Consider the following 12,356-nt stretch of genomic DNA (forward strand, 5'->3'; position numbering starts at 1 on the left):
CCATGGGGATGGATATAGCTAGATGACTCTAGCATTTATATTAACAACAACTTACTTAATAAATAGCGAAGAGATTCGGTGATTATCGACGGAATAGCCAATACCATGAACGTTCGCTATAAAATCTTCCGGGAGTCCAAGTGACGCCAGTTTTTTACGCAATTCATTTATTGCATGCCATAAACGCTGGCTGGACGAAGATAAATTAATCTCCTCCCAAACGTTTTTCATTATGTCATTTTTATAGATGACGGCATCCCGGCAATTCGCCAGCAAATAAATCAGTAATCGGGTCTGGATCTCGTTTAGAGAGATAACCTTGAAAAACAGGGTGCGCTCAGAAGCTCCATCAGAGTAATAAAGGAGTCTTCGATTGGCAATATCGAATTGAATGTCATCATCAATTAGGAATCCATAAAGTCTATTTTCCATATGCATCTCGGATTATTATTTTGGTTTAATAACAAAAATAACAAACCTCCCTTAGGTGAGACATTATAGGAGCAATTTCCACTATGGCAACCGCGCCAAGATGATCACATTGCTATCTCTAAAAGTCTCATAACAGCGTTAAATGCTGAACAATTCATTTCAATCAGAACTTACCGCTAGATGACGCGAATCATTCTGGTGTTTTTCATAACTCATTACTTCACTTCATTTGAGTAGTCATAAATGTCAAAGATTTTTATCTTACAACATTTATAGCTACCTATTAAATTTTACTCATTAACATTCAATCCGTTACCTACAAACCAACGATTAGGATTTATCTGTCACACCGATATATAAAAGACGCTACCGGTGACTCTATCCTTTACCTCAGTAAGATGAAGCCGCTTTACTTCGCTCTCCCCTTGCTGATGGAATAAATACTAGGCCATTGATGGGATTATTCTGAGTGAAGTAGTTTTATTCTTGATAAAAAACAAAAAAATCCATGTAATTCAATAAATTAAATAATAACATTAAATCAGAACAGACTATTCTCAACCGTTCTTAAATGACAGTCACTCTCATTTAAGATTAATTATTAACATATTGTTTTTTAAATGAATGTGAATTGTTACTGATTTTTCATGCCACTATAAACGGTTAAACTATACTTTAAATAAGCCGGACACTCAGACAACAAAAAGATAATATACTGAAATGAAACATAAAGTTATCATTAACGACACCGTACTGTACCTGCCAGAAGAGCACCGCCTGTGCCCACTGCGCGCTCGGGGTAAAGAAACCGTTTTGAACGTTCCTGCCAGCCGTTGCCTGCAATTAATGTTGCAACATCCCGGCGAGGTAATCAGTCAAAGCGACTTTTTTAACGAGGTATGGCAAAAAAACGGTCAATATGTCACTGCCAATACCCTCTATCAGAACATTTCATTGGTAAGAAAAGGGATGCGGGAAGCTGGGCTGAGCAAAAATATCATCAGAACGGTTCCCAAAGTCGGGGTGGTCTTTTCCGGTACTGTTGAAATACAGCAAGAAGAGAGTGCCAACGTCATTGTGCAACAAAGCAATAAACCAGAGCCACCGCCCGTCGAGGATCTGCAGCCCGAAATACCGCCGACAAAACGCACGGCTTTAAACCAGACCAAGCTATTGCGCTATGGCCTATTTACGACGTTCATCATAGTTATGCTGATCCTGCTGGTCAGTAATCAGTCGCAAAGCGCACGTTTTTTTGACAGCCACAATAGAGTTGCCACGATCAATCAATGTTCTGTCTATATAGATAGAGACGATCTGGAAACCAATGTGGCTGGCTACAAGGAATATTTGACCGTCAACAATGTGGTCTGCAATCCGGATGAGTTTGTCTACATCACCAGAACGCCAGCAAACCACAGCACGCTGGTCTTATTTTGCGATACCACTGCACAAGGCGATTTGAGATGTTCCTCACGATTTCAAATCGATAATCAACACGATCCTCTTTCCGGCCTGCGACCAACGGGGAGCCAATAGCCGTTTAACCATAAAGGTAAGGGAACAACGAACGGCGGCGGCGTAGTTGCATTCGTCATGTAGGCCCGGTAGATTGCAAGAGACCTCACGAGTGGTGTACCTACTTGGGAGAAGGGAGTTTTCTTGTCATTAAGGGATTTACCACATGAGTGCTGCACCACAAAATACCACCTCACCTGCGTTTATTCTCGCCTCCTGGGCTGCCCTGCTGGGCGGTTTTGCGGTGTTCCTGCTGGGCCTATGGAATGCTGAAATGGAGCTGAATGAAAAAGGCTACTACTTTGCCGTATTGATCCTCGGCCTGTTCAGTGCCATCACCATCCAGAAAACAGTACGCGATCAGCAAGATAACCTGCCGGTGACCCATATCTATATCATCACCTGCTGGGTGGCCTTTGCCATCGCCGTTGGCCTGCTGTGTATCGGCCTGTGGAATGCCAAGCTACTGCTGAGCGAAAAGGGCTTCTACGGAGTGTCCTTCTTTTTGAGCCTGTTCGGCGCCATTGCCGTACAGAAAAACACCCGCGATATGGCTAATAAGCGCCGTGCCGAAGGGGATGATAACGAAGAAGCAGGATCGCAGTTCCCTACCGAATGATTTTTATAAGGGGGCCAGGCCCCCTTTCCTCTCCAATCATGTTTCCTGCCAACTTCAACCTCAGGCCAATGCTTTAGCCTTAAGCTGCTGGTATTCACTTTCGGTGATCACGCCATCATCCAACAGCTTTTTGGCATCCGAAATTTGCTCGGCCGGCGATTTGCCTGCCACCTCACGGATATACTCGTTGGTGGCTGAGACAGATTTTTGCACCTGTGCACGATGCCGCTCGGCCATACCTTTACCACGGGCAATCAGATAGACCAGGGACGTTAACAGCGGGATGAACAGCAGGAACACAATCCATACTGCTTTATAAAAGCCGCTCAGTTGGTGATCGCGGAACAGGTCGGAGACGACCTGGAACAGGATAAACAGGTAGGCAATAAAGAAGAAGAACGAGAAGGTGGTAACCAGAATATCCCACAGGGTGAGTAGGTGATAAGTCATTAGCGCTCCTTATGGTCTAGCAAAACCAGGATAAAACGGCTTTCAATAACAGATTGATGTTTAGCACCATAAGTATATGTCGGACTTTCATTTTTTCCATGTTGGACGGGAAAAATACGGGAAGGGAGGGTATCTGTATGGGTAAGGCACGGGCCCCTCACCCTAACCCTCTCCCACAGGGAGAGGGAACCGATCGAGTGGGCTGAAAATGCGGTGATGTACCTTGGATGGGGCGCTCAAGTTTACTGAGATGACTTCTTTACTTGCAAAGTGCAGGGGCTGACAGCTCCCTCTCCAAAGGGACCCATCGAGTGGGTTGAAAATGCGGTGATGTATCTTGGATAGGAGTGTTCAAGTTTACTGAGATGACTTCTTTACTTCCAAAGAGTAGGGATAACAGCTCCCTCCCCCTGTGGAAGGGGCCGATCGAGTTTGCTGAGATTATCGCTTTTCTTACAAACGAGCAGGGGCTGGCAGCTCCCTCTCCCTGTGGGAGAGGGTTGGGGTGAGGGTTATGCGTTACGCCAATGGCCATGCAGGATGACATCGTCGACAATTTCCTGCACGGTCAGTTTTGCCTCAACGTCGTTAAAAAAATCACTGGCCACAATTTCAGTCTTATCATTCAGTCCAGCAATCACCGTGAGGTGACTAGCCGGGTAAACCTCATGGACGCGAGTTTGCAGTTCGTCCAGCATCGCCTCACGGGCTTTCTCAGACAGGTTGTCGAACAGGTTGTTATCAACTTTTATTTGAATATTCATTGGCAGTCTCTAGCAATGGATTTGGGGTTATCCTTATCATGATAGGCTCAATGTACAATTTTTGGCTAGTACCAGTTCACCACCCCTAACATCAACTTTTTATTCTAACAAATGTCAAATTTATTACATTTTACTCTATTAAGAAACCCAATATTCATTATGTTAGCGGGAAATAGTCAAAATATAGACTGTATTATCAATGCCAATTAAACAGTGCAGTTCCCCTTCCCCGTAAATGCTGGATATTGTCGGTAGTCACCTGTAACATCACAATAAAAACCAAATAGGAATTATCCTATGAAATTACATCTAACTGAATTTCTAGCAAACTTTTATTGCACTCTTTGGATTTAAAAACGGGTGGAAAAAATTTTATTCTATTTAATCCTAACTCTGGCGTTTTTTAAGCGAAAAAATAGGAGTTTTCTTTGGTACAGCGTAAATTTCTCACTCTAACAGAAGTCCGAAACCTGATGAGTGCTGCCAGAAACACACCGACTGGAGTACGAGATAGCTGCCTGATCTTACTGGCTTTCCGCCATGGATTACGTATCAGCGAACTGCTGCGCCTGCGCTTTCGCGATCTTGAAATGGCCGAAGGACGGATAAATATACGCCGGCTTAAAAATGGATTCTCTACCGTTCATCCGCTGATGAATGACGAATGCGAGGCAATTATGGAATGGAAGCAGCACAGAGCCCAATGGAAACCAGGTGCAGACCCGGACATTATCTTTATTTCTCAGAGAGGAACTCAGCTATCGCGGGGTCAAGCCTGGCGCATTATCCGCCAGGCTGGCGAACTGGCGGGCACGGTCATCAATACGCATCCCCATATGCTTCGCCATGCCTGCGGTTATGAACTGGCGGAAAGAGGCGCCGATACCCGCTTGATCCAGGATTATCTGGGGCACCGAAATATTCGCCATACCGTACGCTATACCGCCAGTAATGCGGCACGTTTCGCTGGAATATGGGAAGCGGGTAAACGAAAAAACGGCTAAACCCGCCGGAGTAACCTTACTTTTTGTGTATTATACAGACAGCCATGCTTTACCCCCGCCGGAGATTGCTTTCATCAGCGATCTCCGGCGGGGGCAGTAACCGATATGGAGCTATTGATTAAAACAGGCATAGAGCTCTACTTCACTCTCAATGCCAAGCTTGCCCATCATGTTGCGTTTATGTGCACTCACGGTCTTGACGCTGCGGGAAATCTTCTTCGCTATCTGCGAAATACTAAAGCCCTCCTGCAATAAGCTATAAACCTTTATTTCCGAGCGGGAAAAAGGTCTGGCATCGACGTGGGATAGACTAGTCTCCTGTTCACAACGCAGAGACGGACTGATAACAATCTTGCCAGCCAGAACCTGATCGACCTGATTAACTAACTGACGAATATCTTCAGATAAAGCAATATAAGATGCCCCAGGCAGGAAGCCCGGGCAATCCAACACCTGTTTTCCTGGCACATCGGTCATAATCAGTAGCGGTTTGTCTTGCCTGACCGATTGAACAAATGACAGTAACTTCGCCCCCATAGTGATATTTTCATTCAGGCCATAGAGCTCACTGACGATCAGATCGGCATCAGATAAATCATCATCAAATACCAAATCATAGATAGAGTGCGCCGGTACGATCTCAGCATCGGGCAATTTGCGCCTGAATAGCTGATGCAAACCATGCCAGGTAACAATGCAGGGATGCATAATCATTATTTTTTTCATCGAGTCTCACCACTCAGTCCGTTTATCCTGGTTAAATAAACCAGCCTACCCGCCAGCAGGTAGAGCTCCTCATTGGTTGTCATCTGTAACTTTCTAATGATCGATTTCTTCTGCGTGCTGATGGTTCGTACATCTTTGCCGGTCACATTGGCGATAGCCGTGGCACTACGCCCGCGCAGTAAGGCCAGCGCAATTAATCTTTCCTGCTTACCTAATAAAGCCACATTTTTGGGCGTTTTGTCTGTCTGATCGCGACCTAAACATTGGGTGATTTGACAAAGGTTAACCGGATCGATCAATACCGTATCTACGCCGAAAGCGTGGAGAAGTTGCACCATCCAGGCCATATCATGCTGCAACCAGATCACCGAGTTGGTTTTAAGATGATAACTGGCAATATCTGACAAAAAGGATAATAACGACAGATAATCAGTGCCACGAGATAATGAGCTAAACAAGATCACATCAGGTTTAAATTCATAAACTTTCTTTTTGGCATCGGTCAATTTACTGACCCGGCAAAAACTTAACTCCGTGCTGCCCGCGTCACCCAGTAACCGTTGCAGCCCGATCCAATTGATCCTGGAAGGCTCTACAACCAGAATTCGCTTGCGGCTTTCCGCTGTCGCATGCTCAGCTTGCTGATGATTTGCCTGCTGCATTTTTCCTCCTAAATAACCGTGTTTAGTGCCATTTCCCCAGGCTTGAGGCCTCGTTCAAAAGCACATTCAAGGATACAAAAAGGTCACACCCACCACGGCCTTGACGTTACCCGCCACTACCTGACCGGTAGTGCGTGCATAGTTGGCGGTCAAACCTAAACTGACTGAAGAACTGCCGACGACACCCAGTGCGACGTTCCTGTTGGTGGCAATAACGCCATTGCGATTGGCAACCTGAATGCCAATTCCCTGAGCAACCGGCGCAGAGGCGGTGTTGGCAAAAATCGTGGATGCGGCATCCGTGGTTGGCCCGGTCAGGTAATAGGCCAGGTTTTGGTTCTTGGCACAGCGTACCGTCAACGGTATCGACACCGTTCCCGGATATTCTGGCAGATTCACGGTGACGTCGCGGGAAGAGACATCACAGCCACCGGTAGGGATCACCACGCTATTGCTGGCATAGATATTCCAAATATACGAATGCGATTCTCCTACGTTATTGGTTTGATGCATATTTAACACCGCAATCAACGACCCACTGGTTATCGCCACTCCACCTGCGGTGCTAATAGGCGTGAGATAAAGCACGGCGGGCCATGGCGTCATAGTGGTGGTTCTATAGACAACGGACTTGGTTTCAGAGGTTGTCGGGAATGGGTAAGAAGTACCGTCATACACAAAGCTACCGGTGAAACTTGCCAGTACGCCACCATAGGCCGAGCCTCTTTGCAGAGAAACGTAGTCTATTCGAGTATCTGGATAATCATTTCGGCAGGATATCTGACGGGACAAATCAACGATCAGGTTTTGGCCGACCCCGATCTGCGGAGTCAAATCCACAAACACGTTAGCGCTGCCACCACCGATAGGGATGGTTGCCCCGGCCGCCGTTCGGCAAGCAAATGCATGGGCACTGGATGAATAGCCAATCAAGAGCGCAGCTGCACCCAGATATTTCAGAAATACGCGGATTAAGTCTTTCATATGTTCTTCATCATCAGGAATAGGTGTAAGTCACGTTGATCAGGGATTGAATCGACCCCTGCGTCACATTGCCGCTGGGCGTAATGGCCCTCACCTGCAAAACCAGGCTGGCGGCCAGCGATGCGTCATTCACCGCCACAACTTTGGTACTGCCGTTGGGCAGATTTACCCCGCCGCTATCGGCCAGCTGCAACGCAATATTGCGGGCCGCGCCCTGATTGGCGTAATAGTTCCGGGTGCTATCGGCCGTGCCGGAAAAGGTCGCGGTCACCTTTGAGGTCCCTACTGGGCAGTTGGTGAGGTTCAATGTCACCGAATGCCATGGCGAAGTCGCACCTGCCGCCAGCAGGTTGAAGGTATACAAATCACCCAGCTCTACCGTAGTGGACACGGTGGATACAGTGCAGGGTTTTGCCACCACCTTGCCATTGATGGTGATGTTGACATCTGCCGCATGCGCCAGGGGGAGTACCATCATCAGTAACCACCCCGCGATCGGACCCAGCTTGCTCATGTTCATAGCCCTTTTCTCCGGTTACTGAAATTCCAGGGTGAAGTTTGCCGTCGCTCTAACCTGCCCGGCAGTCACCGGGGCACGGGTCGCCATCAGGCGCGCATAAAAATACAGCGTATTGGATTGCCCAGCGGTGATGTTTGACCAGTTCAACCCACTCGAGATCTCATTGAGAGCAATGGCATTGCCGTTGTTATCGAGGATCTGTATACCCATGCCGGCTGCTGCACCGGCCCCACCGTCGATTTTCAGCAAAGTCAGATTGTCGCTGTCTGCCCCACCGGTGAAACCCGTTTTCACCGCAATGGCTGAACCGCCGCATTTATCGAGCACGATGCTGAACGGCACCATCGGCGTTGTCGCCCCTACCCGATGTAGCTGCTTGGCCGCATTACTCATCAGATCCACCACAAAACTTTGCGAACCCGGCGCTATGGAGCAGGCATTGTCCTTAACATAGCCGTTAATGGCGATGGTACTGTCCGCAGCCTGCGTTACCCTGGCGCTAAACAGCGCCAGCAGACACAGGCTATAAAGTTGTATTCTCATTGCTCGCCTCTCCCGCCCGGCGTCATCGGCATACTGCCGTTATATAGCTAAGTGCACGCTGCTGACTTTCCGGCGGCAGTTGGTAACTCGTCACGCATTGCTCGCCTGCACCCTCGCCCCATTTGGCTTTCACCTCTCCACTTGGTGGCAGCCCGGTCAGATACACCTGTCCGCCGTCGGCAACAATGCTGCCAGAGCGGCCATTATCGAAGGACACCACCGACCCGAATGGCAACGGTTGTCCGTTATAGGTCAGCGTCATCAGTACCTTCAGCCCGATATGAGTTTTAAAATCAGCCAGCACCACCGCGCCGTGATTCGGCACCACGCTGACCACCGCGTCATCCAGCTCGACGTTGTTTGCCAGCGTATTGGGGTTCAGCGCCACGCGGTTTTCACGATAATCCATGGCAAACGGCAGTACGGCATATCCCCGCCAGTCGGTACGTATCCCGCTCTGGTTTTCCACCGATACGTTACCCGCCCCCGGCGCTTTGACCAGGATCAGCGTGTCATTCAGTGGTTGACTCAGGGTGATGCCATTTTCATGGGCCAGCACACCGCCGCTCACCCCGTAATACAGTTGGCTGGTACCGCTGCTGCGGCTGTAACCCACGTTGGCGTTGCCAGAAGCCCCTCGATAGTTCAGCGATGTGTTACCCGTCCCGCCTGAAGTGCCCGTTCCGCCTCCGGCGTAACCGGCCTGCACGTTGTAACTCAGGTTGTTATCCTCCAGTAACGTGCCATACACCCCAGCCTGATTGGTCATCCTACCGCTCAGATCGTCAGACATGCTGTAGCTGACGCTGGAGCGGTTGAAAGCGGATTGGCTGTCGGAACGCAGCCAATGGCTGAACGGGATGCTGATGTTGAAGGCCAGCATATTGTCGCGTCCGTCCTGCCAGGCATTTTTGGTCAGGCTGTAGCTGAGGGTATAAGTGATATCCTCCAACGTACCGCTGTAACCGGCCTGCAGTTGTTCATCCGCCTTACCGACCCCCCAATAAGTCTGGTGGCTACCGGTCAGATAAAAGGTGCCATTGTCCCCAACCTGCTGAGTCACCGTCATCTGCAACCGCCCACGCTTGTTGTAGGCCAGATTGTAGTAATCGGTGAGTTTCGGAATGAGCTCGACGATACCTTCATCGGTTGCCGCCTTGTAGCCGCTCATCTGGCGCCAGGTCGTGTCACCCAGCGCGTAATAGCCGCTGGTGGAATAGCGGTAACCGAGCAGTTGCAGGTTGGTGCCCCACTCGTTTAATGCCTTGTTATAAAGGAAGCGCAGCGACTGCCCCTGATGGGTGCTGTCATCCGGCAAAGTCGCGCTAGCCTGGGTGATGTCCAACGACACGGCGCCGAAAATGCCCAGGTTTTTAGCCACTCCAAGGTTGAACGCACGATAGCGATCGGCAAGCTGGGTGCCACCAGACAGCGTCCAGCCGTCAGCCAGCCCCCACATCAGGGTGCCCTGGCCAAAGGTGGGCTTTTCTTGCTGATCGTTGCCGCTGCGATACTGCCCCACCATCACCGTATATCTCACCTGCCCTTGGCGCAGCAGCCCAGGAACCGACGTATAGGGCACGGTAAAGACCTGAGCCGTGCCGTCGGCTTCCTGAATGCTGACCTGCAAATCACCGCCGCTGCCCGATCCAGACAGATCGTCGATGGTAAACGGGCCTGGCGGCACCGTGGTCTGATACACCTCAAACCCATTCTGCTTGACCGTGACCCTGGCGGTGCCGCGGGCAATTCCGCGGATCACGGGAGCATACCCTCGCTGGCTGTCTGGCAACATATTGTCATCCGTCGCCACCTGTACGCCGCGGAAGTTCACGCCGTCGAAAACGTCCCCTGAGGTATAGCCGTCACCCAACGTCAGGCGACTGCGCAGCAGCGCAATGTCCCGCTGCAAATAGGTATTGACGTGCTGCCAGCGGTTTTGATTAGAGCTCGATCCACCGCCGCTGGTGTAGCTCCAGGTAGTATTATCCCGCAGCCGCCAGGCCCCCAGATTCACGCCGCTTTGTAAGTTAAGGAAGGCGTAATTGCTGTTGCTCGACTGGCTGTTACGGACATTACTGCCGGTGAAGCTGTAATTGAGCAGCCCGGCAGTGATGCCGTTTTGCCACTGGTCAGGCGGGATATAACCACGGGCAGAGTTGCCCATGTAAGCCTGAGGAACACTGATAGACAGGCGCTGCCGCCCAACGTCAAAATCAGTGGAGGCTTCCTTGATCAGCGAGGTTAATGGTACGCAGGCTTCCGATGCCAAGATGGCCATTCCCGGGACCGCCCGGGTATTGACACCCATGGTGGCCAGTTGGCTGCGAGTCAGGCAAGGCACCAAGGCCTTGTTATCGGCATCCGCCCGGAAAGAGACATCCCGGGTCGACATAAACCCGTCATTCATATAAATGTCGACACGGTAGATACCCGGAGGCGCCTCAAGTCCCTTTTCGAACCCAGACAGATCGGCCACCTTCGCCGGATCGTCAGCCAGAAAACGAGGGTTGAAGTAATTTTCCGCTCGAGCCGATGCATCGCCACATAGCGCCCACAGCATCAAGGCCAAAGGCGTTAAAGTCAGCTTTAAGATGGGGGCACCCTGGTGGTTATCGTTTATCACTCTGCGACTTTCCGTGCCGTTTTTCAGGTATAGCATGATCCCTCCGGTTCGATACAGGTCGCCCGGCTGCCTGATTTATCTGGTTATAGCTTGATGAAGTGGATAGCGGCTCCAGGCCTTACTGCATCACACCCTTGAATGCCGGCGTTTGGGCACCGTAATCGTTGATCGTCCGATAGGAAATCGTGCTGCCTGCATCGGCGGGGAGCGCCACATTGGTCGATCCCATAGGCGATACCATGGTGTTTGCCAACTGCCGAGTGCCAGCGTTCAACTCGCTCAGCGTGATGAAATAAGGGGTAGGATTGACGATCGTCAACTCTTTGCCGCTACGTTTAAAGCGCAGCTGCTCCGGTGCCTTGTCTGGCGCAATACTCAGCCCATTGGGGCGATAAAACAGTTTGATACGGCTGGTAATAGCCAATTGCAGGGTGTTCTCATCCTGGCGTGATTTGTCCAGTGAGGGGATCGCTTTGACGTTAACCCAGAACAGGCTTTCCCGATCCTTCGGCAAGCTTTGATTAGTCGCATCAATAATGCGCAGCGTGTTCTCTTTTTTTCCCTGCATCAAATATAACGGTGGCGTAATAATCAGCCGACCATCTTTTTGGCCATCAGCGTTTTCTACCCAGGATTGGATCAGATAGGTACTTTTCTCATCGTTATTGCTGACGCCCAAAGTCACCTGCTTCTGATCGGCAGGATAGATCACCCGGGTCGCGCCCAGGCCGACTCCGGCGTTTGCCATGCCAACATGCCCCGCCGCCAACAGCAGCAGCACGGACATCACCTTTCCAACCTTCGAAATTGTTCTCACATTTACCTCGTCCATCAGGATCTGACTTCCATAACACTGCGCGGCCAAGGGCCAAGCATTCGCAGCGCTATTACTTTTCATCTTGCGGCCAAGGCCTACTGATAAGTCAGTGCGAACCAGGCCTGAGCGTTAGCCAAACCATTGTTCACCGGCTGTCCGGTGGCGCGGTATTTCGCTACGAAATGCAGGATCACCGGCCCCTCTTGCAACGGCACCCAGTACCGCGGCGCAGTATTGAGTGGAATAAATCGGCCTCTGTCGTCGAACAACGCCACGGCTACGCCAGAGGCGACACCAGGCCCTTCACCAACAGAAAGCACCTGCGGATTATTGCTGTCTGCCATGCCATGGAACATGACTCCCACGTTACGGCTGACCGCGGTAGTGCAGTTCTGCAGATGTAAATCAAAGGGGACTGGATCGGCCTCATCGCCAGGCATACGAAACCGGTCGGTGGTGATATTCCCCATCGATACCGTCAAGTTGCGATCTCCGGCTTCCACCGAGCAGGTTTCAGCGATCACTTCACCCTGAAAGCGCATCAGGCCACCGAGAGGTTGTTCCTCCCAACGATCGTCAGCAACGACCTTCCCCGCCAACAGCAGGGTTAGCAGGAGTCCCGCTCCCATTCTCCACATCACACACTCCTTGCCTCCGGTAGCTGAAAATCAGGCCTCCCTGGCCTGTAATC

The 12,356-nt window shown here is 50.5% G+C and carries 14 protein-coding genes; 3 read left to right on the forward strand and 11 right to left on the reverse strand.

Translation table 11 applies throughout. The annotated features are described in order from the left end of the window. Positions 1-51: 51 nt before the first annotated feature. Positions 52-432 carry a helix-turn-helix domain-containing protein gene (locus IMQ33_RS14540; RefSeq protein WP_161713850.1) on the reverse strand — a complete coding sequence of 127 codons (381 nt, stop codon included), beginning with the start codon at positions 430-432 and terminating at the stop codon, positions 52-54. A gap of 720 nt (positions 433-1,152) precedes the next feature. Here IMQ33_RS14540 and IMQ33_RS14545 point away from each other — a divergent pair. Both IMQ33_RS14545 and yiaA read left to right on the forward strand, forming a co-directional pair. After that, entirely contained in the window at positions 1,153-1,971 is an 819-nt protein-coding gene (locus IMQ33_RS14545) for a winged helix-turn-helix domain-containing protein (RefSeq protein ID WP_065686975.1), read from the forward strand. 145 nt (positions 1,972-2,116) lie between these two features. Next, entirely contained in the window at positions 2,117-2,569 is a 453-nt protein-coding gene (yiaA, locus tag IMQ33_RS14550) for an inner membrane protein YiaA (RefSeq protein WP_065686976.1), read from the forward strand. 60 nt (positions 2,570-2,629) lie between these two features. On the opposite strand, the gene IMQ33_RS14555 is transcribed toward yiaA, so the two are convergent. Both IMQ33_RS14555 and IMQ33_RS14560 read right to left on the reverse strand, forming a co-directional pair. Next, the gene (locus IMQ33_RS14555; RefSeq protein ID WP_024484143.1) at positions 2,630-3,019 is read right to left on the reverse strand and encodes an SHOCT domain-containing protein; all 390 of its coding nucleotides are present in this window, start codon (positions 3,017-3,019) and stop codon (positions 2,630-2,632) included. Between the two features lie 512 nt (positions 3,020-3,531). Beyond that, positions 3,532-3,783 carry a DinI-like family protein gene (locus tag IMQ33_RS14560; RefSeq protein ID WP_065686977.1) on the reverse strand — a complete coding sequence of 84 codons (252 nt, stop codon included), beginning with the start codon at positions 3,781-3,783 and terminating at the stop codon, positions 3,532-3,534. A 428-nt stretch (positions 3,784-4,211) separates the two neighbouring features. Between IMQ33_RS14560 and IMQ33_RS14565 the strand changes: the two genes are divergently transcribed. Next, a complete protein-coding gene (locus IMQ33_RS14565) occupies positions 4,212-4,787 on the forward strand; it encodes a tyrosine-type DNA invertase (RefSeq protein ID WP_065686978.1) in 576 nt (191 codons plus the stop codon). Between the two features lie 111 nt (positions 4,788-4,898). Here the strand turns inward: IMQ33_RS14565 and IMQ33_RS14570 are convergent, their stop codons facing one another. The 8 genes from IMQ33_RS14570 to IMQ33_RS14605 form a co-directional block, all read right to left on the reverse strand. After that, positions 4,899-5,513, reverse strand: coding sequence for a helix-turn-helix transcriptional regulator (locus IMQ33_RS14570; protein ID WP_098928656.1), 615 nt, complete (start codon positions 5,511-5,513; stop codon positions 4,899-4,901). Continuing rightward, positions 5,510-6,175, reverse strand: a complete 666-nt coding sequence (locus tag IMQ33_RS14575) for a response regulator transcription factor (protein WP_065686980.1) — start codon at positions 6,173-6,175, stop codon at positions 5,510-5,512. The genes IMQ33_RS14570 and IMQ33_RS14575 overlap by 4 nt, the downstream gene beginning before the upstream one ends. A gap of 66 nt (positions 6,176-6,241) precedes the next feature. Next, entirely contained in the window at positions 6,242-7,159 is a 918-nt protein-coding gene (locus IMQ33_RS14580; RefSeq protein WP_196062279.1) for a fimbrial protein, read from the reverse strand. Positions 7,160-7,172: 13 nt separating this feature from the next. After that, on the reverse strand, positions 7,173-7,679 hold the full coding sequence (locus IMQ33_RS14585) for a fimbrial protein (RefSeq protein ID WP_370572442.1): 507 nt from the start codon (positions 7,677-7,679) through the stop codon (positions 7,173-7,175). Between the two features lie 15 nt (positions 7,680-7,694). Beyond that, positions 7,695-8,222: a fimbrial protein gene (locus IMQ33_RS14590; protein ID WP_065686982.1), complete on the reverse strand. Its 528-nt coding sequence runs from the start codon at positions 8,220-8,222 to the stop codon at positions 7,695-7,697. Between the two features lie 22 nt (positions 8,223-8,244). Then, positions 8,245-10,884, reverse strand: a complete 2,640-nt coding sequence (locus IMQ33_RS14595) for a fimbrial biogenesis usher protein (RefSeq protein ID WP_196062280.1) — start codon at positions 10,882-10,884, stop codon at positions 8,245-8,247. A gap of 82 nt (positions 10,885-10,966) precedes the next feature. Next, a complete protein-coding gene (locus IMQ33_RS14600) occupies positions 10,967-11,635 on the reverse strand; it encodes a fimbria/pilus periplasmic chaperone (protein ID WP_065686983.1) in 669 nt (222 codons plus the stop codon). A gap of 125 nt (positions 11,636-11,760) precedes the next feature. Then, positions 11,761-12,303: a fimbrial protein gene (locus IMQ33_RS14605; RefSeq protein ID WP_065686984.1), complete on the reverse strand. Its 543-nt coding sequence runs from the start codon at positions 12,301-12,303 to the stop codon at positions 11,761-11,763. Positions 12,304-12,356: the final 53 nt, after the last annotated feature.

This window comes from Serratia sp. Res13-Sevr-LER1-36-b, from assembly GCF_015673035.1.
Taxonomy (GTDB): Bacteria; Pseudomonadota; Gammaproteobacteria; order Enterobacterales; family Enterobacteriaceae; genus Chania; species Chania fonticola_C.